The sequence below is a fragment of the Streptomyces sp. P9-A2 genome (genome assembly GCF_036634175.1).
Lineage (GTDB): Bacteria > Actinomycetota > Actinomycetes > Streptomycetales > Streptomycetaceae > Streptomyces > Streptomyces pratens.
Window position 1 is genome coordinate 3,516,327 of sequence record NZ_JAZIFX010000001.1, and the last position, 26,105, is coordinate 3,542,431.

21 protein-coding genes are annotated in these 26,105 nt (G+C 72.5%); 10 read left to right on the forward strand and 11 right to left on the reverse strand.

All coding sequences use genetic code 11. The features are described from left to right. Positions 1 to 14: 14 nt before the first annotated feature. Positions 15 to 1,151 (reverse strand): ADP-ribosylglycohydrolase family protein, encoded by a 1,137-nt coding sequence (locus V4Y04_RS15865; RefSeq protein WP_332428638.1) that lies wholly within the window; start codon positions 1,149 to 1,151, stop codon positions 15 to 17. Between the two features lie 360 nt (positions 1,152 to 1,511). Here V4Y04_RS15865 and V4Y04_RS15870 point away from each other — a divergent pair, with 360 nt between their 5' ends. Together V4Y04_RS15870 and V4Y04_RS15875 are read left to right on the forward strand one after the other, a co-directional pair. Beyond that, positions 1,512 to 1,973 (forward strand): prevent-host-death family protein, encoded by a 462-nt coding sequence (locus V4Y04_RS15870; protein WP_332428639.1) that lies wholly within the window; start codon positions 1,512 to 1,514, stop codon positions 1,971 to 1,973. Then, entirely contained in the window at positions 1,970 to 2,323 is a 354-nt protein-coding gene (locus V4Y04_RS15875) for a hypothetical protein (RefSeq protein WP_332428641.1), read from the forward strand. The genes V4Y04_RS15870 and V4Y04_RS15875 overlap by 4 nt, the downstream gene beginning before the upstream one ends. 37 nt (positions 2,324 to 2,360) lie before the next feature. Here V4Y04_RS15875 and V4Y04_RS15880 read toward each other — a convergent pair whose 3' ends face one another. The 3 genes from V4Y04_RS15880 to V4Y04_RS15890 form a co-directional block, all read right to left on the reverse strand. Further along, positions 2,361 to 2,948, reverse strand: a complete 588-nt coding sequence (locus V4Y04_RS15880; RefSeq protein WP_332428642.1) for a hypothetical protein — start codon at positions 2,946 to 2,948, stop codon at positions 2,361 to 2,363. Between the two features lie 118 nt (positions 2,949 to 3,066). Further along, positions 3,067 to 5,670, reverse strand: coding sequence for a bifunctional FO biosynthesis protein CofGH (locus V4Y04_RS15885; RefSeq protein ID WP_332428643.1), 2,604 nt, complete (start codon positions 5,668 to 5,670; stop codon positions 3,067 to 3,069). Between the two features lie 207 nt (positions 5,671 to 5,877). Beyond that, the gene (locus V4Y04_RS15890) at positions 5,878 to 6,732 is read right to left on the reverse strand and encodes an LLM class F420-dependent oxidoreductase (protein ID WP_332428644.1); all 855 of its coding nucleotides are present in this window, start codon (positions 6,730 to 6,732) and stop codon (positions 5,878 to 5,880) included. Between the two features lie 433 nt (positions 6,733 to 7,165). Between V4Y04_RS15890 and V4Y04_RS15895 the strand changes: the two genes are divergently transcribed. Further along, positions 7,166 to 10,171 (forward strand): AfsR/SARP family transcriptional regulator, encoded by a 3,006-nt coding sequence (locus V4Y04_RS15895; RefSeq protein WP_332428646.1) that lies wholly within the window; start codon positions 7,166 to 7,168, stop codon positions 10,169 to 10,171. Between the two features lie 203 nt (positions 10,172 to 10,374). Continuing rightward, entirely contained in the window at positions 10,375 to 10,563 is a 189-nt protein-coding gene (locus V4Y04_RS15900) for a sigma-like protein (protein ID WP_332428648.1), read from the forward strand. 437 nt (positions 10,564 to 11,000) lie between these two features. Here the strand turns inward: V4Y04_RS15900 and V4Y04_RS15905 are convergent, their stop codons facing one another. Further along, the gene (locus tag V4Y04_RS15905; RefSeq protein WP_332428650.1) at positions 11,001 to 13,361 is read right to left on the reverse strand and encodes a serine/threonine-protein kinase; all 2,361 of its coding nucleotides are present in this window, start codon (positions 13,359 to 13,361) and stop codon (positions 11,001 to 11,003) included. Positions 13,362 to 13,715: 354 nt separating this feature from the next. Continuing rightward, entirely contained in the window at positions 13,716 to 14,501 is a 786-nt protein-coding gene (locus V4Y04_RS15910) for a VOC family protein (protein WP_332428652.1), read from the reverse strand. Between the two features lie 134 nt (positions 14,502 to 14,635). On the opposite strand from V4Y04_RS15910, the gene V4Y04_RS15915 reads away from it, so the two are divergent. The 4 genes from V4Y04_RS15915 to V4Y04_RS15930 all read left to right on the forward strand — a co-directional run bounded on the left by V4Y04_RS15915 (position 14,636) and on the right by V4Y04_RS15930 (position 18,283). Then, the gene (locus V4Y04_RS15915; protein WP_332432862.1) at positions 14,636 to 15,271 is read left to right on the forward strand and encodes a TetR family transcriptional regulator; all 636 of its coding nucleotides are present in this window, start codon (positions 14,636 to 14,638) and stop codon (positions 15,269 to 15,271) included. A 357-nt stretch (positions 15,272 to 15,628) separates the two neighbouring features. Further along, a complete protein-coding gene (locus V4Y04_RS15920; RefSeq protein ID WP_332428653.1) occupies positions 15,629 to 16,054 on the forward strand; it encodes a pyridoxamine 5'-phosphate oxidase family protein in 426 nt (141 codons plus the stop codon). Positions 16,055 to 16,169: 115 nt separating this feature from the next. Continuing rightward, complete coding sequence (locus tag V4Y04_RS15925) at positions 16,170 to 16,838, forward strand: pyridoxal 5'-phosphate synthase (RefSeq protein WP_332428654.1); 669 nt, start codon at positions 16,170 to 16,172, stop codon at positions 16,836 to 16,838. A 242-nt stretch (positions 16,839 to 17,080) separates the two neighbouring features. Next, complete coding sequence (locus V4Y04_RS15930) at positions 17,081 to 18,283, forward strand: flavin-containing monooxygenase (protein ID WP_332432863.1); 1,203 nt, start codon at positions 17,081 to 17,083, stop codon at positions 18,281 to 18,283. 721 nt (positions 18,284 to 19,004) lie between these two features. Here the strand turns inward: V4Y04_RS15930 and V4Y04_RS15935 are convergent. The 3 genes from V4Y04_RS15935 to V4Y04_RS15945 all read right to left on the reverse strand — a co-directional run bounded on the left by V4Y04_RS15935 (position 19,005) and on the right by V4Y04_RS15945 (position 21,658). After that, entirely contained in the window at positions 19,005 to 19,445 is a 441-nt protein-coding gene (locus V4Y04_RS15935) for an ATP-binding protein (RefSeq protein ID WP_332428655.1), read from the reverse strand. 1,120 nt (positions 19,446 to 20,565) lie between these two features. Further along, positions 20,566 to 21,072 carry an EF-hand domain-containing protein gene (locus V4Y04_RS15940; RefSeq protein WP_332428657.1) on the reverse strand — a complete coding sequence of 169 codons (507 nt, stop codon included), beginning with the start codon at positions 21,070 to 21,072 and terminating at the stop codon, positions 20,566 to 20,568. 205 nt (positions 21,073 to 21,277) lie between these two features. Then, the gene (locus V4Y04_RS15945) at positions 21,278 to 21,658 is read right to left on the reverse strand and encodes an STAS domain-containing protein (RefSeq protein WP_332428659.1); all 381 of its coding nucleotides are present in this window, start codon (positions 21,656 to 21,658) and stop codon (positions 21,278 to 21,280) included. 357 nt (positions 21,659 to 22,015) lie between these two features. Here V4Y04_RS15945 and V4Y04_RS15950 point away from each other — a divergent pair, with 357 nt between their 5' ends. Together V4Y04_RS15950 and V4Y04_RS15955 are read left to right on the forward strand one after the other, a co-directional pair. Continuing rightward, entirely contained in the window at positions 22,016 to 22,597 is a 582-nt protein-coding gene (locus tag V4Y04_RS15950; RefSeq protein ID WP_332428660.1) for a sigma-70 family RNA polymerase sigma factor, read from the forward strand. 131 nt (positions 22,598 to 22,728) lie between these two features. Beyond that, positions 22,729 to 24,108 (forward strand): maleylpyruvate isomerase N-terminal domain-containing protein, encoded by a 1,380-nt coding sequence (locus V4Y04_RS15955; RefSeq protein ID WP_443080178.1) that lies wholly within the window; start codon positions 22,729 to 22,731, stop codon positions 24,106 to 24,108. A gap of 530 nt (positions 24,109 to 24,638) precedes the next feature. On the opposite strand, the gene purU is transcribed toward V4Y04_RS15955, so the two are convergent. Both purU and V4Y04_RS15965 read right to left on the reverse strand, forming a co-directional pair. Beyond that, positions 24,639 to 25,520, reverse strand: coding sequence for a formyltetrahydrofolate deformylase (gene purU / locus V4Y04_RS15960; protein ID WP_332428662.1), 882 nt, complete (start codon positions 25,518 to 25,520; stop codon positions 24,639 to 24,641). A gap of 47 nt (positions 25,521 to 25,567) precedes the next feature. After that, a complete protein-coding gene (locus V4Y04_RS15965) occupies positions 25,568 to 26,068 on the reverse strand; it encodes an SCO4402 family protein (protein WP_332428664.1) in 501 nt (166 codons plus the stop codon). Positions 26,069 to 26,105 lie beyond the last annotated feature (37 nt).

Here is a 26,105-nt window from a genome sequence, read left to right on the forward strand (position 1 = left end):
GGGCGTTCCACGGGTCACCCGGTCAGGGCGCCTCCCGCGCCACGCGGGTAGCGCGCCAGCCAGGCCGGGGACGAGCCGGCCGGGCCGTGCAGGGCGGGACCCTGGGTCATCTCCATGGCGAAGTCGTCGGCGAGTTCCAGGATCGTGGGACGGCCCTCCAGTTCGGCCAGCCAGGCCGGCGGGAGGGCCGTTTCGCCATGCAGGGCCCCCAGCAGCCCGCCGGTCAGCGCACCGGCCGCCGCGCTGGGCCCGTCCATGTTGACGGCGAGGCACAGCCCGTGCCGTACGTCCTCCCCCACCAGCGCGCAGTACACGGCGACGGCGACGAGCCCCTCGGCCGTACCCGCCCCGGTGAGCCCGGTGATCCGCTCCGGCGTGGGCATCCCCTGCCGTACGGCCCCCAGCGCCTGCTGCAGGGCGTCCGTCACCGGCTGGTGCCCCGGCCGTGCGGCCAGCAGCGCGAGCGCCCGCTGCACCGCCGTGTCGAGGTTCTCGCCCCGGGCCAGCCCGTGCACGATCGCCGCGTACCCGCCGGCCGCGAGGTAGGCGGCCGGCCCGCCGTGGGTCTGTGCCGCGCACTCCACGGCGATCTGGGCGACGAGCTGCGGCTCCCAGCCGACGAGCAGCCCGAAGGGCGCCGAGCGGGCCGCCGCCTCGGGGCCCTCCTCGGCGGGGTTCTTGGGCGCCTCGGGCGTGCCCATGGTGTCGTCCCCGAGTCCGGCCAGCAGCGCGCGGGCCGGGGCGCGGCGGGCGTAGAGCCACTCCTCGCGCGCGAGCCACCCGTCCTCCTTGCGGCGCTCGTCGGGCCCCCAGTCCCGCTGGGTCGTGGCCCAGCGCAGGTACGCGCGGTGCAGATCGGTCGGCGGGTGCCAGGCACCGGTGTCGCGCCGCACCTGGGCGCGGATGAGGCCGTCCACGGAGAACAGGGTCATCTGGGTGAGATGGGTGACGGCGCCGCGCCGGCCGTGGGCGGGGGCGGGTCCGGTGATCCCGGCGGCGCCGTGCGTCTGCCGGATCGCGTCGATGCCCTGCCCGTCCACGGGCGCGCCCAGCGCGTCCCCGAGGGCCACGCCGAGCAGCGTCCCGCGCACCCGGCTGCGGAAGTCCTGTTGCTCGCGGCGCCCCCAGACGGGCCCGGAAGTCGCATCCACCCAGACCTCCCGGACACCGTGCGTACGTGCGACGCCAAGCACTGTATGCGAACAGGGACGGTCGGTTCAGGGCACGGAGAGGTATGAGAGCGGTGACCGAAGTGACCGACCTGACCACACCTGGTCACCTACGTCCGGCCTCGTAACGGCGCTCAGGGCTGAGTGCGCCAGGCGGGCGTCGGGTCGTGTTCCGAACCGTGCCCGTGCGGGAGAGGGGGTGCGGAATCGTGTCGGGCCACGGGCCGCCACACAGGGGGGAGGAATCCGCCATGTCCACCACCGCTCCACACGGCGCGCGAGCATGACGAGGGGCGACGCCATCAATTGACTTCGGAATACGTTCCGAAGTACCGTTTCTGTATGCCCACTCCCACGGTCGCCTTCTCAGAGCTCTCGAAGAACTCGAGACGTGTCGCCGAAACGCTCGACCGGGCCCACCGCGTGCACATCACACGTCGGGACGGCGAGGACCTCTACCTGACCACAGCTCGTCATGATCAACAGCGCGAGGAAACCGCGGACGTCACGGCCCGCCTCCTCTCCGCTCTCGTGCGCAGCGATGCCGGCGAGCGGGCCATACAGCGCGCGCTCCCCTCGGTCTTCCCCTGGGTCCGTCACCTGTCCACGGAAGAACTACGGCAGCTCGTGACCGACCTCATCGACGCCACGCACGACATCGCCCAGCTGGACATCCACGGCGAACTCCACCGCGTCATCGTCGAATGGCGCGCAACGGCCCGCATCCTCGCCGACCCCGAACTCACCGCACAGCTCACCCGCCGACTGCCGGACGAGGACCATGGCGAGGTGACCGCGCCGTGACCCCGAAGCGCGGTGACGGCGTCGCCCCACCTTCTGTGGGCAAGGAATGGCACCTGCGATTCGCTACGAACGAGGCAGCGAAGGGATGGGGCGAGCTGGGGGCGGAGCCGCCGGGAAACACACGTCGCTGCTTCGGGGCCCTGCGCACCGATCCGTTGTCCCGAGCCGACCTCGATCGTCAGCACCGCCTGCGTGGCCGACTGGCCACGGGCAACCTCCGCGGCCAGGACCTGGCTCAGTGGGAGTACGAGGTGACGGCAGGCGGCCGGGTTCGCTACCTCATTGACGAAGAGCGGCGGACGGTCCACCTCGTGTACGCGTCCACTCGACACCCCAAGGACACCGACTGATCGTCCCCGGTGCCGCCGGACCGGCCGAGGTCCGCCGCTACTCGACGACCCGGACCGTCGTGCCCGTGGTGCCGAAGGTCCACAGGGCCTCGCCGTCGGCCTTGGCCACGCGGATGCCGCCGGTGCTGCGTCCTTCGGCGGGCGGGGGCGAGGAGCCGTCGACGGCGTTGGAGAAGGCGATGGAGACGCCGGACTTCGCGGTGAAGTACATGATGTGCTCGATGTCCACGCCGTCGCTGCCGGTGGTGGCCTCGGTGCGGGTGCCGATCGTGTACGTACCGGGGTCGGGGGCGACCGTGCCCGGCCAGACCTCGAAGGAGCGGCGGGGGGCGTCGCTGGCGTCGACCAGCCACACCTGCCGGGTGTCGAGGGAGTAGACGATGCGGCGGCCGGTGCCGGAGCCGTCCGGGACGGCCGACGCGTCCGCCCCCGTTCCCGTCCCCGTTTCCTTCTCCTTCGGTTCGGCGGACGGTTTCGCGTCCGCCGTGGCCGACGCGCTCGGGCGGCTCGTGGAGGCGGTGGGCTTCGTCCCCTGGTCCGCCTGGACGGCCAGGACCGCCACTACGGCTATCGCCCCCGTGGTCAGCCCGGTCACCCAGGCCCACGAAGGAAGACGGGCAGGCACCGGTACGCATCTCCTAGGTGTGGCGGAGTTCCGCCCCCTCGAACCGGGGGCCAGATCATCGTACTGCCCGGTCTGCCTCGGCTCCCCCCTCGAGAGCCCCGTTCCCGTCCGCCTCCGCTCACTCCCGGCCTCGGTCCAGCACCGGCAGCAGTTCCGGCAGGTGGCCGTCCGAGGCGCGGGCCGCTTGCTGCCGTTCCTCGGAGACCTCGCCGTACAGGGTGGTACGGGGCCTGGCCGGGCGGCCCGCCGCCTCCGCCACCGCGATCAGGTCCTTGACGGACTTGTACGAACCGTAGGAGGAGCCCGCCATGCGGGAGATGGTCTCCTCCATGAGGGTGCCGCCGAGGTCGTTGGCGCCGGAGCGGAGCATCTCCGCCGCGCCCTCCGCGCCCAGTTTCACCCAGCTGGTCTGGATGTGGGGGATGTGCGGGTGGAGCAGGAGGCGGGCCATCGCCGTGACCGCGCGGTTGTCGCGGCTCGTCGGGCCGGGGCGGGCGATGCCGGCCAGGTAGACGGGGGCGTTGGTGTGGATGAAGGGGAGGGTGACGAACTCCGTGAAGCCGCCGGTGCGCTGCTGGATGCCGGCCAGGGTGCGCAGGTGCCCGAGCCAGTGGCGGGGCTGGTCGACGTGGCCGTACATCATCGTCGAGGAGGAGCGGATGCCCAGGTCGTGGGCGGTTTCGATGACCTCGATCCAGGTGGCCGCCGGCAGTTTGCCCTTGGTCAGGATCCAGCGGACCTCGTCGTCGAGGATCTCCGCAGCCGTGCCGGGGACGGTGTCCAGGCCGGCCTCCTTGGCGGCGGTCAGCCATTCGCGGATCGACAGGCCGGTGCGGGTGGCGCCGTTGACCACCTCCATCGGGGAGAAGGCGTGCACATGCATGCCGGGGACGCGTTCCTTCACCGCCTTCGCGATGTCGAAGTACGCCGTGCCGGGCAGGTCGGGGTGGATGCCGCCCTGCATACAGACCTCCACCGCGCCCACGTCCCACGCCTGCTGGGCGCGGTCGGCCACCTGGTCCAGGGAGAGCGTGTAGGCGTCGGCGTCCGTGCGGCGCTGCGCGAAGGCACAGAAACGGCAGCCGGTGTAACAGACGTTGGTGAAGTTGATGTTGCGGGTGACGATGTAGGTGACGTCGTCGCCGACCGCCGCCTTCCGCACGTCGTCCGCGATCCGGCACAGGGCGTCCAGCGCCGGCCCGTCGGCGTGCAGGAGGGCGAGGGCCTCGTCGTCGGTCAGCCGGGTCGGGTCGTCGGCCGCCGTCGCCAGGGCCTGGCGTACGTCGGTGTCGATGCGCTCGGGCCGCATGCCGGGGACGGCGGCCTCGCGCAGGGCGCCCCAGTCGCCGTACACCTCGTCGAAGTCGTCGCGGCGGTCGGTGGTGCGGCCCTCGGTGTCGATGGTGCGGTGCAGGTCGGTACGGCCGGTGGCGGTGAACGCCTCGTCCGGTTCCTGCCAGGGCAGCCCCTCCGGGAGGACACCGGAGCGCGCCAGGCCCGTGGCCGGGTCGGCGAGCGCCGCCACGTGCGGGCGCAGCCGCGGGTCCAGCCAGGGCTCGCCGCGCCGGACGAACTCCGGGTAGACGCAGAGACGTTCCCTCAGTTCGAAGCCGGCCGCGCGGGACCGTTCGACGAGTTCGTCGATCTGCGGCCAGGGACGTTCGGGGTTCACGTGGTCGATGGTGAGCGGGGAGACACCGCCCCAGTCGTCGATGCCGGCCGCGATCAGCCGCTCGTACTCGGAGTCGACGAGGTTGGGCGGGGCCTGGATGCAGGCGGTGGGGCCGAGGACGTGCCGGGCGACGGCGACCGCGGCGATCAGCGCGTCGAGTTCCGCGTCCGGCATGCCGCGCATCGCGGTGTCCGGCTTGGCGCGGAAGTTCTGGATGATCAGTTCCTGGATGCCGTGATGGGCCCGGGAGATCTTCCGCAGCGCGAAGAGGGACTCGGCGCGCTCCTCGTACGTCTCCCCGATACCGATGAGGATGCCCGAGGTGAAGGGGACCGAGGAGCGGCCGGCGTCCTCCAGGACGCGCAGGCGGACGGCGGGTTCCTTGTCCGGCGAGCCGTGGTGCGGGCCGCCGGGCTCGGACCACAGGCGGGTCGCGGTGGTCTCCAGCATCATGCCCATGGACGGTGCGACCGGCTTGAGGCGCTGGAAGTCGGTCCAGGTCAGCACGCCCGGATTCAGGTGGGGCAGCAGGCCCGTCTCCTCCAGGATGCGGATGGAGATGGCGCGGACGTACGCGATCGTGTCGTCGTAGCCGTGCGCGTCGAGCCACTCGCGCGCCTCGGGCCAGCGGTCCTCGGGCTTGTCGCCGAGGGTGATGAGGGCTTCCTTGCAGCCGGCGGCGGCGCCCTTGCGGGCGACGTCGAGCACCTCGTCCGGCGACATGAACATCCCGTGCCCGGCGCGGCGCAGCTTGCCCGGCACGGTGACGAACGTGCAGTAGTGGCACTTGTCCCGGCACAGCCGGGTCAGCGGGACGAAGACGCTCTTCGAGTACGTGATCACTCCGGGCCGGCCCGCGGCCAGGAGGCCCGCGTCCCGGACCCGGGCGGCCGAGGCGCACAGGTCCTCCAACTGCTCACCGCGCGCCTGGAGCAGGACCGCCGCCTCGGCTACGTCGAGGGAGACACCGTCCCGTGCTCGTCTGAGGGCGCGGCGCAGGGAGTTCTCGGTCGGGCCGGTTCCGGAGGTCACGGATGCCGAAGTCGTCATTCCTCGAGGATACGTTCGGTGTGATCAGGGCAAAGAGGGGCCGTGCGGAGCAGCCCGAAGGTACTCCTCGGACGTCGTCGACGAACGTCGTCGACCAGCCCCGTCATCGGGCGTCACCATCGGGCATCGCCATCGGGCATCGCCATCGGGCATCGCCATCAGGCGTCACCATCAGGCATCGCCATCAGCCGTCGTCACCGGGCGTCGTCACCGGCCGTCGACGAACGGCTGGTACGCGTCCAGTGCCCGCAGGACCCCCGCCTCCCCCTCCGGCGGCAGCTGCACCACGACCTCCTCGATCCCCAGTCCGGCGTAGTGGGCGAGCTTGTCCGGGGTGGGCCGGACCGCGTACGGGACGACCTGGAGGGCGCCGGGGTCGCGGCCGGCGTCGGCCCAGGCGGCGCGCAGCGCGGGCAGGGACTCGGACAGGCCGCGTCCGCCGATCGGCAGCCAGCCGTCGGCGTACGCGCAGATGTGCGTGAACAGTTTCGGCCCGGCCGCCCCGCCGACCAGGGTGCGCGGTCCGACGACCGGGCCGCGCGGCTTCTGGACCGGCTTGGGGTGCGCGAAGCTGGCCCGGACGCTGCCGAACTCGCCTTCGTGCGCGGTCGGTTCCTCCGACCAGAGGGCCTGCATCAGGCCCATCCGGTCCCGGACCAGCTCACGCCGCGTCCGCCATCGCACCCCGTGGTCGGCGGCCTCCTCGACGTTCCAGCCGAAGCCGACCCCGAGGGTGAACCGGCCGCCGGAGAGGTGGTCGAGGGTCGCGATCTGCTTGGCCAGGTCGATCGGGTCGTGCTGCGCGGCAAGCGTGATGCCGGTACCGATGCCGAGCCGCTCGGTGACGGCCGCGGCCTGCCCGAGCGCGACGAACGGGTCCAGGGTGCGGGTGTACTCCCGGGGCAGCTCGCCACCCGCCGGGTACGGGGTGGTCCGCTCGACGGGAATGTGCGTGTGCTCGGGCAGATACAGCCCGGCGTATCCGCGCTGCTCCAGCTCGGGGGCGAGCCGGGTGGGGGTGATCGTCTCGTCGGTGAGGAAGATCGTGACGGCGATGCGCATGGGCGGCCTTTCGTACGCGGACGACGAAGCCATCAATACCCGGGCCCGGCCCGTCTGTCCATACCGACCGGTCGGAACAGGACCCGTGGAGGGAAGGGCCGCAAGAACGGACGCCGGACGGCGGATGCCGAGCGGCGGACCGCCCTGCCGCGGCCGTCTCCTTCGGCGGGGCTCGGACGACGCGGGGCACCGCGGTGTCGGCCTGACGTTCAGTCAATAATGTGTGATTGAAGGGCAGAACGGGCCTGGGTGCCCGTTGCGGGTGACGGGCCCGCGCAACGCCCGCGCCATGCCCGTGCGCACGGGTGCGCAGAAGGTGTGAGGGCCTTGTGGAGCGGGCGCGCGCCCGTGTGATCGCCGTCTCGCACGGCTGCCGCATCCGTCACGGACAAGGCAGACTGGCGTGGTTGTTGAGGATGCATAGGGGGACTGCATGGACGGTGCACCGCGAGTGCCGGAACAGCGGCGTCCCGGTTCGCCGGCGGAGCCGTCGACATCGCCGAAGTCACCTGCGGGACCGGGGCCGTTGGAGTCACCGGAGCCGTCGGTGCCGCGCTTCGGCGTGCTCGGCCCGGTGCGCGCCTGGCGTGACGGCGAGCCCGTCTCCACCGGAAGTCCGCAGCAACGCGCCCTGCTAGCCGCCCTGTTGCTCCGCGGGGGCCGTACGGCGACGGCGGCCGAGCTGATCGACGCCCTGTGGGGCGAGGAGCCCCCCTCGCAGGCCCTGGCCGCGGTCCGTACGTACGCGTCCCGGCTGCGGAAGGCGCTGGGGCCGGGCGTCCTGGTCAGCGAGTCCGGCGGGTACGCGGTGCGCGGGACGGGCGAGGACGCGCTGGACGTCGCGGTGGCGCAGGGGCTGGCCGCCGATGCCGAGCGGGCGAGGAACGGCGGGGACCTGTGCGGGGCCCGTACGCTCCTGGACCGCGCCCTCGCGCTGTGGGACGGCGAGACGCTGGCGGGCGTACCGGGCCCGTACGCCCGGGCGCAGCGGGTGCGGCTGGAGGAGTGGCGGCTCCAGCTCTCCGAGACGCGGCTGGACATGGACCTGGAGCAGGGCTGCCACGCGGAGGCCGTCTCGGAACTGACGGCGCTCACGGCGGCGCACCCGCTGCGCGAACGCCTGCGCGAGCTGTTGATGCTGGCGCTGTACCGCAGCGGACGCCAGGCGGAGGCGCTGGCGGTGTACGCGGACACCCGACGCCTGCTCGCCGACGAGCTGGGCGTGGACCCGCGCCCCGGCCTCCAGGAGCTCCAGCAGCGCATCCTGCGGGCGGACCCCCGGCTGACGGAGCCCTCCTCCCCCGCGCCGCCCGAACCGGCGGCCGCCCCGGTCCGGCCCGCCCAGCTTCCGGCCACCGTGTCCGACTTCACCGGTCGTTCGTCCTTCGTACGCGAACTCGGCGCGATCCTCGCCTCGGCCGAGGGCCGGGTGATGGCGGTGTCTGCGGTGGCCGGGATAGGCGGCGTCGGCAAGACGACCCTCGCCGTGCACGTGGCCCATCAGGCGCGGACCGTTTTCCCCGACGGCCAGCTGTACGTCGACCTCCAGGGCGCGGGCGCCCGGGCGGCCGAGCCGGAGACGGTGCTCGGCGTCTTCCTGCGCGCCCTGGGTACGGCGGACTCGGCGATCCCGGACTCCCTGGAGGAGCGGGCCGCGCTGTACCGGTCGGTGCTGGACGGACGCCGGGTCCTGGTGCTGCTGGACAACGCCCGCGACGCGGCACAGGTGCGTCCGCTGCTGCCCGGCACCCACGGGTGCGCGGCGCTGATCACGGCGCGGGTGCGGATGGTGGACCTGGCCGGCGCCCATCTGGTCGACCTGGACGTGCTGTCCCCCGACGAGGCGCTGGCGCTCTTCACGAAGATCGTCGGCGAGGAGCGGGTCGCCTCGGAGCGGCAGGCCGCCCTGGACGTGGTCGCGGCGTGCGGCTTCCTGCCGCTGGCGATCCGCATCGCGGCGTCCCGGCTGGCGGCCCGCCGCACCTGGACGGTCTCGGCCCTCGCGGCCAAGCTGGCGGACAAGCGCCGCCGCCTGGACGAACTCCAGGCGGGCGACCTCGCCGTCAAGGCCACCTTCGAGCTGGGCTACGGGCAACTGGAACCGGCCCAGGCCCGCGCCTTCCGGCTCCTGGGCCTGGCGGACGGCCCGGACATCTCGCTCGCCGCCGCGGCGGCGGTCCTCGGTCTTCCACCGGAGGACACGGAGGACCTCCTGGAGTGCCTGGTGGACACCTCTCTGCTGGAATCGGCGGCCCCCGGCCGCTACCGCTTCCACGACCTGGTGCGCCTCTACGCGCGTGCGTGCGCGGAACGGGACGAGTGGCCGCCGAGCGAGCGGGAGGCGGCACTGTCGCGGTTGCTGGACTTCTACCTGGCCACGGCGGCACAGGTCTTCGCGATGGAGCGGCCGGGTGACCGGCTCATCGATCACCTCGAGCCGACTCGGTACGAAGGGCTGCGGTTCGGCGACCGGCAGGACGCGCTCGACTGGCTGTACTCGGAAGCCGGCTCCCTCCTCTCGAGCGCACGGCAGGCTTTCCGGGGCGGCATGCTCCGCCGGGGCGTGGACCTGTTGTGGGCTGCCAAGGATCTGGGCGAATCGGGGGCGAACTCGAAGCAGTACGAATCGGCCGCGGTCGCCGCCAAGGAGGCGGCACGGTCGGCGGAAGACCGCCGGGCCGAGGGCAGGGCACGCACGGCACTGATCAACGTGCATCTCGTCGCCGGCCGGTACGACGAAGCCGAGAAAGAGGCGAGCCGGGCCGTGGAGCTGGCACGGGCGGTCGGGGACTTCATCCCCCTCTACTGGGCCAGCAACGACCGGGGGATCATCGCGTTGCTCCAAGGGCGCAACGACGACGCGGAGACCCACCTCCTGACCGCCATCGACGGATCGAGGAACGACGGAAACGCCGCCCTCGAGGCGAGCGCCCTGTGCAACCTCTCCCGCGTTCGTCTCGCCATGGGAAACACCTCGCACGCCATAGGGCTCGCGCAGGAGGGCATCCGCATCTACGACCGGCTGGGCCTGACACTCCGCCTCGCGAACGCCCGGTACGCGCTGGGGCTGGCGTACACCTCGGCCGGGCGCGCTTCCGAGGCGCTCACGGAACTGACCGAGGCGCTGAGAACGTTCCGGGCGAACCGGCAACGGCTCTGGGAAGGAACGGCCCACTTCCGCATCGCCCAGGCATACCTCGCCGCGCACCTGCCCGCCAACGCGGCACAACACGCCGAGCAGGCACTCGCCGTCGGCTGCATCGGGGGCGACCGGACACGGGCCAACGTGCTGACGACTCTCGGCGAAGCCCTCGACGCGCTGGGGCAGGCGGATCGCGCACGCGCCTGCTGGCGAGAGGCCCTGTCCTGGTACGAGGAGACCGGTGCCACGGAGGCCGAGGAAATCCGGGCACGACTCAGCACGGCGTCCGCGGCCTGAGAGCCCTCTCGCCGGGCGTTCATCGGATGTTTATGCCTCACTGCGAGGCTGAGCGCGCTGATCCGCCGCGTCGGGGGGCGGGCGGGTCGGCCGGGCGTACCGCCTGAGGTGACAGCCCGAACCGTCCCTGTCCGTCGGCCCGCGGGGGAACCGCCGGACAGGGACGCCCAGAACTTCACTCGGACACGGGGAGAAACCGCAGCATGAGCGACGCCGAGAAGAACCGGAACGAAGAGATCACCACGCTGGACAACCACGCGCCCGCCCCTCCGGCGGACAGGGGGATCACCCCGCTGGACAACCACGCACCGGTCCCGCCGGCCGACGGGGAGATCACCCCGCTGGACAACCACGCGCCCGCCCCGCCCGCCCGGGACCGCGACGGCACATAGCCGTCCTCCCGCACGGAGATCGGCCGCGACGGCGCGGAGGGGGAGCCGTCGCGGCCTCCGTGTGTCCGCCGGAATTTCCGGTCACACCCTGGCGTGCACCGTTCGAAGCACTCGAACGATCGGCTCTGCCCGTCCTGACGTCACTTCCTGTACGGATCCGCTCTCCACGGCGGGAGTCCCGATGACCCGTACCAGGAAGGTCCTCGCCACCGTCACCCTGGTCCTCGGTGGAGCCTGTCCTCCCGTCGGGTCCGAGTGACCGTCAGGCCCGAGTGACCGTCGGGTGCGAGTGACCGTCGGGTCCGCCCGCTTCCTTGCCGGTGGCTGCGACGCACTCCGACCGCTGTGGGGAAGCATCTGAGGGAACTCTCCCCTCACCACCGCCGACAGGTCACCACGGCGACCACGCTCCTCCCGTGGAACCCGCTCGGCGCCCGTCACGTCGTACGCGCCGTCCCCGTCCCCTTCTCCGCGTCCAGGGCGTAGACGCAACGGTCCTTGCTGCAGGCGTAGACGACCCCGTCCCGGACGACCGGGGAGCCGGTGATCTCTCCGCCGGTCGCGAGTTTCCATCTCAGCCGGCCGTCGTCGGCTTTCAGGGTGTAGAGGAGATGGTCGGTGGAACCGAAGTGGATCCGGCCCTCGGCGACCGCGGGGGCGCCCACGATGTCGCCGCCGGCCTGGAAGCGCCACTTGGGCGTGCCGGTGACGGCGTCCAGGGTGTAGAGGCCCTTTCCGCTGCCGACGTGGACGTGCCCGGCGGCGACCAGGACCGGCTGCACCGAGGAGCGGGCCTCGGTGGCGATGCGCCAGCGGTCGCGGCCGTCGGTGGCGTCGAGGGCGTAGACCGTACCGAGGTAGTCGGCGAGGTACACGCCGCCGCCGGTGACGGCCGGGCCGGGGACGAAGACGGGCGGCGAGAGGAAGACCGCGGGGGCCTCGAAGTGCCAGCGGACGTGTCCGCCGGCGATGTCCAGGGCGAGGACGCGGGTGCCGGCGGAGACGTACACGTACCCGTCGGGCGCGGGGGTCAGACGGATGGGGACGCCTCCGCAGGAGGCCGCGTCGCCGATGGGGTACGACCAGCGCTCGTCGCCCGTGCGCGCGTCCAGGGCGCGCAGGCGGGCGTCCTGCCAGACGTAGACCGTGCCGTCGTGGACGGCGGGGCCGGCCTCCGGGGACTCGAAGTCGGTCTGGCAGCCGGTGGTCTCCCACAGCTTCTGGCCGGTGGACGCCTCCCACCCCTGCACGCCGCCGCCGCGGGTGCCGGTGACGACGGTGCCGCGGTCGGCCTGGAGGGAGTACACCCAGGCGTCCGTGGGCAGCCGCCACAGGTCGCCGCCCTCACGCGCGTCCAGGGCGAACAGGGTCGGGCCGTCGGAGGCGTGGATGCGGCCGTCGGCGACCGCCATCGACCAGGCGACGTCCCGGGTCTTGAACCGGCGCCGTCCGGTGGCCACGTCGAGGGCGTGCACCTCGAAGGAGGTGACGTAGACGAGGTCACCGGCGACGGACGGGGTGCCCCAGACGTCGTTGGACATCCGGAAGCGCCACGGCCGCCAGCCGCTGGGCTGTTCCGGCGCCGCGGCGGGTGCCCCGGCCGGGGCGGGGTCGGCGCCGTTGGCGCCGGGGCGGAGTGCGGTCCAGGAGCCGGCGAGGGCGGCCTCCGGTGGAGGCGACTTGACGGCGGCGGCGCGCATGTCCGCGACGCGCGGGCCGGGGCCGATGGACACCACGGCACCGGCCAGCCGGACCGGGCCCGGGTCGGGGGCACCGACCGGCACCGGCGGAAGCGGCGGGACGACGGGGTCGTGCGGGGGCGGGGGCGGCACCGGGGGCAGCGCCGGAGGCCGGGCACCGCCGGCACTGCGGCCGCCGGCGGGGGCGGGCCGGGCGGGCGGACGGCCGTTGCGACGGCCCTCGATCAGGTTCACCGCCCGTTCGGGCAGCCACGCGGAGGCCGTACCGCTGTCGTCGGAGCCGGAGCCGAACAGGTGCGGGGCGAGCTGGGACTGGAGGTCGGCGGGGCTGGGCCGGCCCGGGGCCTCCATCTGCATGCACGAGTCGATCAGCGGGCGCAGCTCGTCCGGGAGACCGTCCAGGTCCGGGCCCTCGCGCAGCAGCATGAAGACCGTCTCGACCGGGTTCGCGCCGTGGAACGGGGCGTGTCCGGTGGCCGCGAAGACCAGGGTGGAACCGAGGGAGAACACATCGCTGGCGCCGGTGACGCTGCGGGAGTCCTTGGCCTGCTCGGGAGACATGTAGGCGGGGGTGCCGACGGCGACGTTCGTCATCGTCAGACGGGTGTTCGACACACCGGAGGCGATCCCGAAGTCGATCACCCGCGGACCGTCCTCGACGACGAGGACGTTCGACGGCTTGAGGTCGCGGTGGACGAGCCCGGCGCCGTGGATGGAGTGCAGCGCCTCCGCCACCCCGGCCGCCAGCCAGCGCACCGCCTGGGCCGGCATCGGCCCGCACTCGTTCACTATTTCCTCGAGAGAGGGCGCGGGAACGTACGCGGTCGCCAGCCACGGCACGGCGGCGCGCGGATCGGCGTCCACCACGGCCGCGGTGTAGAAACCGGAGACCGCGCGGGCCGCCTCCACCTCGCGGGTGAAACGGACGCGGAACAACTGGTCCTCGGCCAGCTCGGTGCGGACCGTCTTGATCGCCACGCGCCGGCCGGACGCCGAGCGCGCGAGATAGACCAGCCCCATGCCGCCGGCACCCAGCCGTCCCAGCACCTCGAACGGCCCAATGCGCCGCGGATCGTGCTGCGTCAGCTGATCCACCACTTTGCCTGCCACCTCCCCGTACGAATCGCGCCACCACCTGTGCGCGACCGAAGTGCAGCGTCTCACCACCGCGGCCCCGTGGCGGCACGCACCCTGATTCTTCCTGTCCGGGGCGCTGGTTGCGAACCCAACGACATAGGGGGTGTCTAGTCTTATATACAAATCAATGGGGTGGACAGGGGGCAGGGCGGACGACCGGTGGGACCGCAGGAGTGTCCGGGAGGACGGCCGGCGGGGGACCGAAGGACCGTGCCGGGGTGGCCCGACGGGCATCCGGAGGAGTCGGGACGGGCGGCACGAGGGCCTCCCGGGGCGGGGCGGCCGTCGCCAGGCGGACGAACGCGTCGGGGCCGCTCAACGGGACAGCAGGGCGAAGGAAGCACCCTGGTTGTCGCTGACCACGGCCACCGTGCCGTACGACGTCCCGAAGGGCGGCACCTGGACGCGGCCGCCGAGCCGGGTCACGTCCGCCATCGTGGCCTCGAGGTCCTCGACGGCGAAGTGGACGAGGAAGTGGGGCGGCATCTCGGCCGGGAAGACGTCGGAGACCGGGGCGCGGCCGAAGTCGGGCTCGGCGCCCTTCCCGAACAGGGCGTCGTGGAAGAGGGCTCCGTAGAAGGTGTTGGCCGCCTCGGTGTCGCGGGTGTAGAGCTCGACCCAGGCGAAGGCGCCCCGCTCGCGCCGGCGGCCGAAACCGGGACGCTCCCCGGGCTGCCACAGGGAGAAGACGGCACCCTCGGGGTCCGTGACGAGCGCGGTGACGCCGAGCTCGCCGACCGCGCGCGGCGCGGAGACGAGCTGCCCGCCCGCCGCGAGGATCCGCCGGCACAGCGCTTCGGCGTCGGGGGTCATGAAGGACACCGTCCACACTGTGGGGAGCCGGCCGTCCGTCTTGTGCGCGAGGGACGCCACCGGCCTGCCGCCGAGCAGCGCCCGCACGGTCCCCAGGGGCGGCGAGGGCTGCACGGACAGCGCGGGCCGGGAGGCCGGGGCGGGCCACTCGGGCTGCTCCGGCTGGTCTTCGAACATCCAATCGAACAATTCGCCGTAGAACCGCTTGCCCGCCTCCACGTCGGGAAGCTGCGCGTCCACCCAGCACGGGGTGCCCTCTGTGTACTCCGATGCCCTGTTTTCGGCCATGCCGCCAAAGTAGCGGTGCCGCACGCACCGCGCAGACCAGGCACACCAGGCACAGCCGACCCTCGCACCCCATTTGCAGTCGGCCGAATCGCGCTCCCATCACCCCTCGGTAAGCTGACGTCATGACAGGACAAGTGCGTACCGTCGACGGCCGCGTGGCCGGCCGGCGAGGGCAGGCGACCCGGCAGAAGCTGCTCGACTGCCTCAGCGAGATGCTCAGCTCCTCCCCCTACCGGGATGTCAAAGTCATCGATGTCGCCCGCAAGGCGGGGACTTCGCCCGCGACCTTCTACCAGTACTTCCCGGACGTCGAGGGTGCGGTTCTGGAGATCGCGGAGCAAATGGCCGCCGACGGGGCCGGGTTGGCGGAACTGCTCGAGGGACGCTCCTGGGTCGGCAAGGCCGGCTGGCAGACGGCGCAGGAACTCGTCGACGGCTTCATGGACTTCTGGAAGCGCAACGACGCGATCCTGCGCGTCGTCGACCTCGGTGCCGCCGAGGGCGACAAGCGCTTCTACAAGCTCCGTATGAAGATTCTCAACTCGGTGAACAACTCCCTGGCGGACGCCGTCGCCGAGTTGCAGGCCAAGGGCCGGATCGACAAGGACGTGAACCCCGCCGCGGTGGCCGGTTCCCTGGTCACCATGCTGGCGGCCGTCGCCTCGCACCAGAAGGGTTTCACCTCCTGGGGCGTGAAGCAGGCCGAACTCAAGCCCAATCTGGCTCTGTTGGTACACCTGGGTGTCACCGGCAAGAAACCGACCAAGTAAGGCGAGGCATCCCACGACCCATCCCCGCTCGCACGACTTTCCGCGTCCTGTCTGACAGGCGGTGGCTCACTCCGGTGAGCCACCGCCTGTCGCGCGTTCCGGCCACCCGCCCCTGCCTGACGGCCAGTCATATCGGTGACAGCGGCTCCGCGGGGGCCCATGGGGGAGGCGGGAGCGGAGGCGGGAGCCGGGAGCGGAGGCGATGGGTCCATACCGGCGAAAAGGGAACACGTCCGCGAGTGCTCTCGTTGAGCACTCCGTGCGGACAGGACCGCGCAAGCGCATGCCCGAGTGACACCCGGCAGCCACAGCCGCCGGCAAGCCGCAGACGCCGCAGAGATCGCAGGAGGAACCGGAATGGCCCTGACCCACGAAGAGCGCGAACAGTTCCTGGCCGAGCCCCATGTCGCCGCGATCGCCGTTGACGCGGGGGCCGGGCGCGCACCCCTCACCGTGCCGATCTGGTACCAGTACACGCCCGGGGGAGACGTATGGATCATGACGGGGCTGGACTCCCGCAAGAACCGGCTGATCGACGAAGCGGGCCGGTTCTCCCTCATGGCCGACCGCCTCGACCCCACCATCCGCTACGTGTCGGTCGAGGGACCGGTCGTCGAGACCACCCCCGCGACCATCGAGCAGCTCCGGGAGCTGGCCTCCCGCTACCTCCCGGCCGACAAGGTCGAGGGCTATGTCGCCTTCGCGTGGAAGGAGCACGGCGAGCAGGTCGTCCTGCGCATGCGGCCCGAGCGCTGGGTCTCCTCCGACCTCGGATCCGTGTGAGAGCGACCCGTACGAGGACCCGACCGAGGACCCGCACGGCGGTCCGCACGATGAGACGCACGACGGTCCGCGCTGCGAGGCACACGGCGAGGCGGCGGGCGGGAACAATCGGGGCATGGGAACCGATCTTCACGAGTTGCTGACATCGCTGCGGGTGTGGGACCCGGAGCTCACCGAGCTGCCGGTGCTCGACCCGGACACCGCCCCCGCCGAACCGCTGCCGCTGTTCGCGCGGTGGTTCGCCGAGACGGTGGCGGCCGGGCAGCCCGAACCGCACACCATGTCCCTGGCCACGGCGGACTCGGAAGGGCTGCCCGACGTCCGGATCGTGATGCTGCACGGTGCGGACGCGGGCGGCTGGTCCTTCGCGACCCACGCCCACAGCCGCAAGGGCGGCCACCTCGCCGCCCGCCCGTATGCCGCGCTGGCCTTCTACTGGCCGGTGCTGGGCCGCCAGGTCCGGGTCCGCGGGCCCGTCGTCACCGCCCCGGCCGAGGAGGCACGGGCCGATCTGCGCGCCCGCTCGGCCGGGGCGCTGGCCTCAGCTCTCACCGGCCGCCAGAGCGAGGCCCTCGGCTCCCCCGAGGAGCTGACCCGCGCCTCGGAGGCCGCCTGGGAGCTGGCCCGGCGGGAGCCGGACACCCCGGCCCCGTCCTGGACCCTGTACCGCCTGCGCCCGGACGAGGTGGAGTTCTTCCAGGGCGACGCCCTCCGCCGTCACACCCGCTTGCGCTACCGCCGGTCCCCGCGGCAGGGGTGGGCCAGGGAACTGCTCTGGCCCTGAGGGCGGCGGCAACGGCGGCGCGGGCGGGCAGGCGGCACCCGCCCATGACGCAGGCCGCTCCCACCGGAAGCCGACGGTGCGTCGATTCGGTGGACCGGAGGGCATCGCGCACGACGCTCCCTCCACATCCGGGCGCCCTACGCCACCGGTCCCACCCCGACTCCTACAGACGTGATCAATCCGCAACCAATTCCGGTCTTGACCGAGACCCATCAACCATGGGTGAGATTACGCTCGCGCACATGGCCGACTCCACCACGCCCCCGAGCCCTCCGGCACCGCACCAGAAGGACCGTCCCGTCTATGTCGTCGGCGGTGGTCCCGGCGGGCTCTCCGTCGCGTACGCGCTGCGCGCCCGGGGCGTACGGGCGGTCGTCCTCGAACGGTCCGACGGCGTGGGGGCGTCCTGGCGGCGCCACTACGACCGGCTGCGGCTGCACACCACCCGGCGCCTGTCCGCGCTGCCCGGTCTGCCGATACCACGCCGGTTCGGGCGCTGGCTCACCCGTGACGACCTGGTCCGGTACCTGGAGAAGTACGCCGAGCACCACCGGCTGGAGATCGTCACCGGGGTCGAGGTCTCCCGCGTCGAGCGCACCGCGGACGGCACCGGCTGGCTGCTGCACGCCACCGGGGGCCGCGAACTGACCGGTGCCGCGGTCGTGATCGCCACCGGCCTCAACCACACACCCCGGCTGCCGGACTGGCCAGGCCGGGACGCTCGCGCCGGCGAGTTCCTGCACGCCTCCGAGTACCGCGACGCACAGCCCTTCGCCGGCCGGGACGTCCTCGTCGCGGGGATCGGCAACACAGGCGCCGACATCGCCGTCGACCTGGTGAAGGGCGGGGCCCGTCGGGTGCGGGTGGCGGTCCGTACCGTCCCGCACATCGTGCGCCGTTCGACCGCGGGCTGGCCCGCGCAGCGCTCGGCCGTCCTGGTGCGCCGGCTGCCGGTCGGGCTCGTCGACCGGCTGAGCCGGGCACAGGCCAGGGTCGCCCTGCCGGACCTCTCGGCCCAGGGCCTGCCGCGCCCCGACAGCGGCCTCTACAGCAGGGTGCTGGAGGGCGCCATCCCCATGCAGGACGTCGGTCTGGTCGACGCCGTCCGCAAGGGAACGGTGGAGATCGTGGCCGCCGTGGAGGGGTTCGAGGACGGCGAGGTCGTCCTCGCCGACGGCAACCGGATCGCCCCGGACGCGGTGATCGCGGCCACCGGGTACGTTCCCGCCCTGGAGGGCCTCGTCGGCCACCTCGGCGTTCTCGACGGCCGGGGCAGACCCGTCGCCCGCGGCGCCGGCACCCCGCCCGACGCGCCCGGCCTGTACTTCACCGGCTTCACCAACCCCATCACCGGGAACCTCCGTGAACTGGCCATCGACGCGGAGAAGATCGCCAAGGCGCTGACCCGCCGCGGGGCACCGGGAATCTCACGGCTCCCGGAGTGACGACGGCCGGGACCGGTTCCGGCACCGGTCCCGGCTCCCCCGCCCGGCACCCGGCATCTATCAGCCGGCACCTGTCAGCCCACAGCGAGCCCCGGCGCATGCGGCTGCCCGCGGGGTGCCCACGCCGCCACGCACAGGGCGCCGGAGGCGTAGGCCGGAGCGAGCTCAGAGTCGGAGTCGGAGTCGGAGTCGGAGTCGGAAAAGTTATCCACAGCCTGTGGATGGACCCGCCCCCGATCACGGTGCAGTGCCGACGTGATCGGGGGCGGCGATGGTGGCGGCGGCGATGGCGCGGCGCCGCCCGTCCCGAGCGCGACGGCACCGCACCGCCTTCCGACTCCGGCGCTCCCGCCCGGCTCCCCTCGGCCACGAGGAAAGCGGCACCGGAATGGCGACCCACACTCGCCGAGGGCTCCCGTCGTCGAAGTCCTCGCCGTCCCCTCGCGGCGAATCGCTGATGACCAGAGTGATCACACGGTGACGTCACGTCAACGCCGATTCACGCAGCGATGGGCGGGTTTATGAGATATGCCCGGTTATTCGGCGCCGCGCACGGGAGCACGCCCGGCGCACCGGCTCACACCCCGACTCGCACGGCCGTCCCGCCGTGCATCGGTGCACCTGCGCGTGCACACAACCGCGCACCCGCGCATCCGCGCACTGGAACCCCCTGGGACCCCCGGCAGCCTCGGCGCCCTCGGCAGCCCGGACCGCCGGCGCCCTATACCGCCTCGTACGCGAAGCCGCCCCAGGCCGGGGCGGCGGCCCGCGCCGCCGCGCAGCGGTCGAGTTCGCACCAGATGCGCTTGCCGGCACCGTCGGTACTCCAGCCCCAGCGGTCGGCCAGACCGTCGACAAGGGCGAGGCCGCGCCCGCCGGTGGCGTCGCCGTCCACGCAGCGCGGCGCCGGCGCCCTGTCGCTCTGGTCGGCCACCTCGAGGCGGATGGTGGCCTCCCCGGCCGTCGCACCCAGCAGGGAGAGTCTCAGTACGGCCGGACAGCCGGTGTGCACCACGGCGTTGGTGACAAGCTCCGAGACGAGCAGGATCAGCGTCTCGGCGAGCGGCTCGTCGGCCGCTATTCCCGAGCCGGCCAGACGCGAGCGGGTCCACCGACGGGCCCGTCCCACCTCAGCAGGGTCGGGCCGGATCTCCAGCTGCACTTGAAGCACCTGCACCGCTCACACCATCCGAACCGGCGGACACTTGGACTCGCGCCTCACGAGGGCCACGATCGTAGCCATTCTCTGCATGGCCTGGACAACGGCCTGGACGAGGGTCACGGAACGTGAATCCCTTATGGGCCAGCATGGTTGACGTACAGTCACGCCAACAAGCGCTTCGGGCATATTCCAGCGCGAAGGAGTACCCGTGCGGCATACTGTGCGACGCCCGCCCCGGCAAGTCGAACAGGCGGTGCCGGACGGCCCGGTAGCGCGGCGAACGGCGGCAGGCACCGGCCGGTCCGGACTCGCCTCGGGGGCAACTCCGGTGCGGTGCGTGCTCACAACCACTCGCATCCCACACAAGGTACCGGAGCGGACAGCCGACTCCGGGCCGTGACGAGTCACGCGTAGGACACAACCCGGTCTCAACGCTCCGTGATACCCGGATGCCACAATCCTCGACATTCGCGCGGAGCGATCCACGACGCTGAAGACAGGGAACGGGGCAGGCCGCTCCGGCGAGCGGTTCGACAGCGAGCAACTCGTCACTCCCCGCGTCCCCTCCGGTACGCCGGGTCCGTCACCAGACGCGTTTGAGGTGCGGATGCACATCCGCCCCTCAGGAGAAGCCCGAGCCTCCGCGTACCCGGAGACGGTCGTGGGCGCCACGTGGACAGCGGCAGGGCGGTCTCCGCGCGGCCCGGCATTCCGGCACACGGGCGGGCCACTGCCCGGCAGGCCCCGATCGGCCGGCCGAACCGTTCACGGGTCCGGGCGTGTTGCGCCACCGGCCCGCACGCGCGTATGGCGGTGCCCGGTCGGTCGACCGCGGTGCGGAGCGCTGCGACAGGATCGGCGTCCAACCCCGTCCCGGCCGTCACAGACCCGTGACGGCCAGGACGGGGCCGCGAGCCGCGGCCGGGAGCGGTACGGAGGCCGGTGGTCCCGGGAAGCCGGAGCAGGAGCCGGAGCCGACTCCGGAGCCGGTGACCGCGTACCCGCGCGGGAGGGCTGTCGGTGCCCGAGCCGCCGGAGCGGCTGAAGGTGGTCGACGCCCTCCCGCGCGGCGAGACCCCGCGGAAGGCGCTCAAAAGCAAGCCGCGAAGCCTCTGGAGCGCTACTCGGGGACGGTGAAGTAGCGGGCGAAGGCGCCCACGATCTCTTCCTCGCCGATCCTGCCGTCGTCGTCCGTGTCCAGCGTGGCGGCGGCGGACTCCGCCGGCCCTTCGGGGACGCCGAGCACCTTCAGGACGCGGGCGGTCTCCTCGATGCCCACCGCGCCGTCGCCGCCGGCCACGGCGAGGGTCGCCTGCAGGAAGGGGCGGGCGATCTCGGCGAACCGGTCCGGGTTGTCCCGCAGGCGCTTGACCGCGCCGTTCACGAACTCCTCGCGGGTGACGCGCTGGTCACCGTCACGGTCGGCGATGCCCGCCATGCCCTGCCAGAAGGCCTCCGCGCCGCCGTACAGGGCCTGGCCCTTGTCGGACCGGGCCCGGGTGCCGAACTCGGCCAGCAGCGCCTTGGCCGCTCCGCTGAAGTCCTCGCGGTCGATGTAGCCGTTGCCGTCCTGGTCGAAGATGGCGAAGCGGGACGCGATCCTGCGCTCGTATTCGCTGGTGACCATGTCTCTTTCAGGCCGCCTTAGTCAGTGGGTTCCCAGTGGGGTCGTCTCGCCCGGAGCGTACGACGTGCGGCGTCCTTCGTGAGCCCGGAAACGACGCTTGTACCAAGAACGGGAGAACTCCGGGACAACCATGTGGTCCGCGCGAGCACCCGCGGGGTGCGCGCGTCGGCCGCCCGCACGGGCCGCCGAAGGCCCCGGGACCGGTTCAGGCCGACAGCGGGCGCGAGTCCCCGTCCACCGCGGACGGGACGTCCGGGTGGACGTCGAAGAGACGGCGCACCCCGAGCGCGCCGAGCACCCGGTTGACGTGGCTGCCGTCGGCGGCTCCCTGGGCGGGAAGGATCAGCCGCAGACTGCCCTGGCAGGAGCGGAGCAGCCGGCGGGTGGCGATGAGCACTCCCACGCCGCTGGAGTCGCAGAACCACACCTCGGAGAGATCGAGGACAAGGCTGTGTCTGCCGTCGGCCACGACGTCGTGCACGCGCTGGCGCAGCACCGGTGAGGTCATCAGGTCCAGTTCGCCCGACACCCGGAGCACGGCCCAATCGCCCTGCTCCCCGTCGGTCACGTTGAAGGCCACCACCACGCCCTTCGTTCGCCGAAACGGAAGAAACTCCTACGCTTCTCTGCAGCGCGCCTGCCCACCGGCCGTGCCCTGAAACACGACTCGAGAAACCGTAACCGAACAAAAAAGGCTTGTTTCAGTCTCTTCCGCTCTCATTCGATCGGTTCCGATCGGCGACGGGCTGGGTAGGCAGGCCACCGGACCGCATCCGACGTTCACGCCGGCGACCTTTTACCACCTGGGACCCGGCGGGGGCGCACTTTGCCGCAAAGGGGCGTGCGCGCGTACGTGCCGACTACATTCGTCAAGCCGGCGGGCACCCGCCGGACCGGGCAGGACCGCCCCGGGACGTGGAAGGAACAGGGGTGAAGGGGCCGCATGACGCAACGGAACGCACCGCCCCGCTGGGACCGCACAATGCAGCAGCGGCTCACCCGTGGAGAGGCCGCCGCACTCGGTGAGCTCTACGACCGGTTCGCCTCCCTCGTGCACGGCCTCGCCCACCGCGTCCTCGGCGACGAGAACGCGGCGGACACCGTCACGCGCGACGTCTTCGCCCACGTATGGGAGCACCCGGACGCCTACGACCCCCACCAGGGCCCGCTGCGCACGTGGATCGCCACGCTGGCCCACGGGCTGGCCGTCGAGCGGCTGCGCGCCGCCGGGACCGCCGCGCTCGCCCGCGGCGGCGCCGGCAGCACGGAGGATCTGGAGCACCAGGTGCGCCACGCCTCGGTGGCCGCCCGCGCGGACTACATCGTGCACGCCATGCCGGTACCGCTGCGGGCCGCCCTGGAGCTGGCGTACTTCCAGCGCAGGGACTACCAGCAGACCGCCGCCGACCTCGGCGTCACCGAGGACGAGGCCCGCCGCCGCCTCCGACTGGGCCTCCAGCTGCTGGCCACGGCCCACGAAGCCGAGGCCCCGGGCGCCCCGCCCGGAATCGGGGGCGCGGCGTGAGCCACGACCGTTTCGAGCCGTACGCCGGCCATGACCGCGCCGGCCATGACCGCGAGGAGCACGAGGGAGGCGGGGAGCGCCACGAGGACACGGATGCGGACGCGATGATGCGCACGGGCCCGGACGCGATGATGCGCACGGGCCCGGGAAACGGGGCGGACGGTACGCGCGAGCGGGGCATTCCGGGCGGACCCGATGGCGGCAGGAGCAGACCGGCCGACGGTACGGACCCCGTCACCGGCCCCGACCGCGAGGCCGGTGACGGTCGCTTCGCCCGCAGACCGCCGCCCCGCGCCTCCGTCGAGGACACGGACACGGGCACGGGCATGGACACCGGCCAGTCCCTGCCCGCACCGGCACCGGCACCCGCACCGGCACCGATGCCCGCGCCGTTGATACTGGAGCACCGGGTACTGAAGTCGTTGCTGGGCGCGTGGGCACTGGCCGCCTGCTCGCCGGAGGAGACGGCGGCCGTCGAGGAGCACCTCGGCGAGTGCGGGGCCTGCGCCGACGAGGCGCTGCGTCTGCGGGACGCCGTCGGGCTGTTGCAGCGGCCCGAGAGCCTCGATCTGGACCCGGGGCTGCGCACCCGCGTCCTGGAGTCCTGCCTCAAGCGGCGGCCGCCGCGCATCCCCGTGCCGGACTGGGCCTGCGCCTACGACGCCGAGACGGCGCGGCTGGACGCGCTGCTCCAGGACTTCGGCGACACCGAGTGGCACGCGCCCGTGCGGCTGCGCTGGTACGAGGCCGACGAGGCGGCCACCCGCCGCACCACCGTCGCCGGGGTCATCGCGCATCTGCTGGCGGTCGACGGGCTGGTCGCGGCCGCCCTCGGCCTGCCCGACCCGCTCGGCGATCTCGCGGACCTCGCGCCCGGGCGGGCCACCCCGTCGGCCCGCACCGAGGCGTTCTGGCGCGGAGCCCACCACCCGCCGACCCGCTCCGTGCGGGCGCCCTGGCGCGCGCAGACCCACGACCTGGTGCGGACGGTGTCCTTCACCGGCAGCAGGGCGGGGCGGATGCCGGTCTCGTACGGCGGCTACGAGCTGCCGCTGCACGACGCGATGCTGGACCGCGCCTTCGAATGCTGGGTGCACGGGGAGGACATCGCCGAGGCGGTGGACTATCCGTACGAGCCGCCGACCGGACGGCATCTGCACGGCATGGTCGACCTGGCCGCGCGGATGCTGCCTGCCGTCCTCGAAGCACGCCGGCAGGCCGGGCAGGAGGTCTCCACCGAGCGGCGGCTGGTCGCGGCCGGTGCGCCGGGGCGGAGCCTGCGGCTGGAGATCGAGGGGTCCGGCGGCGGGGAGTGGCTGATCCCGCTGGACTCCCCGGCGGCCAAGGGGTCCGCGGAGCACGAGGTGGCCCACATAGCGCTCGACGGCTCGGAGTTCTGCCGTCTGGCCGCGGGCCACGTCTCTCCGCAGGAGGCGGCCGCCGGGCAGGTCGGGGACAAGGCCGCCATCCGGGACGTCCTGCTGGCGGCGGCCTCGATGAGCCGGATCTAGGGCGTGTTTCGAACGTAGCGCCGGCCGCCCGGAGGGCGGGCCCCGCGGTGTCATGGGGGTCCCCCCTGCTCGAGCGGAGCCGAGAGCTTGGGGGAGCCTGCGATCGCACGGCGGAGGGTCGCCCGCGTACCGGGCGTACGCGGGCGATCCGGACAACGCGGCTGGGGGTCCCCCTGCTCGAAGAGCTTGGGGGAGTGCGTGCCGGACGCCGCGGGGCAGGCGGGACTCTCGAAACACACGCCCGAGGGCCTCTTGTTCGGATCAGGCGGGCTCACGGGGTCCGGCACCGCACCTCGCCGTGTTGCCGCCGGTCCCCAGAGTTCCTTCCCCGAACTCCCGGCTCCTCCCCCGGCTACCGCTGGGGGTGCCTCCAGGGCCCCGCTCCCTGATCCGGCCCGATGCGAACTAAAGACCCCGGAATCCGGAACCTGCCGGATCCGGAACCCGCCCGGGCCCCTGCCGCGCGTCCCGGGCCCGTCCCTGTACCCCCTGTGCCCCCGCGTCCCCTGTGCCGCCCGTGTCCCGACGGCTCAGGCGAAGACCACCGTCCGCCGCCCGTTCAGCAGGATGCGACGCTCCGCGTGCCACTTCACGGCGCGGGCCAGCGCCTGGCACTCCACGTCCCGGCCGATGGCGACGAGCTGGTCGGGGGTGACGTCGTGCCCCACCCGCTCCACCTCCTGCTCGATGATCGGGCCCTCGTCGAGGTCGGCGGTGACGTAGTGCGCGGTGGCACCGATCAGCTTCACCCCCCGGGCGTGCGCCTGGTGGTACGGCTTCGCGCCCTTGAAGCTCGGCAGGAAGGAGTGGTGGATGTTGATGATCTGCCCGGAGAGCTGCTTGCACAGGTCGTCCGAGAGGACCTGCATGTAGCGGGCGAGGACGACGAGTTCGACGCCCTCCTCGCGCACGAGTTCCAGCAGCTTCGCCTCTGCCTGTGCCTTGGTGTCCTTCGTCACCGGAATGTGGTGGAAGGGGACGTTGTACGAAGCCACCAGTTCGGCGAAATCGGTGTGATTGGACACCACACCGGCGATCTCCACCGGCAGCGCGCCGATCCGGGCGCGGAACAGCAGGTCGTTCAGACAGTGGCCGAACCTGCTGACCATCAGGACGATGCGCATCTTCTCGTCGCCCCGGCTTATCCGCCAGTCCATCTGGAAGGCGTCACCGATCGCCGTGAAGCTCGCCCGCAGCTTCTCCACGGTCACGGGGGCATCCGCGGAGAAGTGGACCCGCATGAAGAACAGCCCGGTGTCGTGGTCGCCGAACTGCTGACTGTCCTCGATGTTGCAACCGGTCATGAACAGGTAGCTCGACACGGCGTGCACGATGCCCTGCTTGTCAGGGCAGGACAGGGTCAGAACGTACTGGTCGGCCGGGGCCTCTGCTCGGCTGGGCTGCTCACTCATGCGGAAAAGGGTCCCATACTGCGGCTCCCGGCCGGAGAGCCGTTCCGCTACGCGGACCGGGTCAGGACGCTCAGCACCTCGAGGGTCTGCGGCGGAGTGTCGGGGTCCTCCCCGTCACTGGTCGCCAGCCGCACATGCGCGTCGCGCGCGGCACGTACCGCGTCCGGCCATCCCTCGTGCGCGAGGTAGGCGGTGACGGGCGCGTCCGGACCGACCTGGTGCATGATCCGCAGCACGCGCAGCACCGCGGTGTCCACGAGCGCCGCCTCCTGGGAGTCGCGGAAGACCGTGCCCACGTACTTCTCGGCGGACCAGTTGTCCAGCCAGGTGTCCTCGACCAGCCGGTAGACCGCGTCGGTGACGTCGCCGTAGCCGTCCACACCGGCCAGCCAGACACCGTGCTGGAACCCGGGGTCGGAAAGCATGTGCAGCGCGGAGCGCACATTGCTGCGCCAGCGCCACCATGGCATGTCGTTGAGTGGCATGCCGCCCATGGTGAAGGAGCGACGGCTTCGACGGGAAGAGTTCTCCGAACCTTGCACGGTCATCGATCGTACGTTTCCTTTTCGCCGCCGGTCACACGGG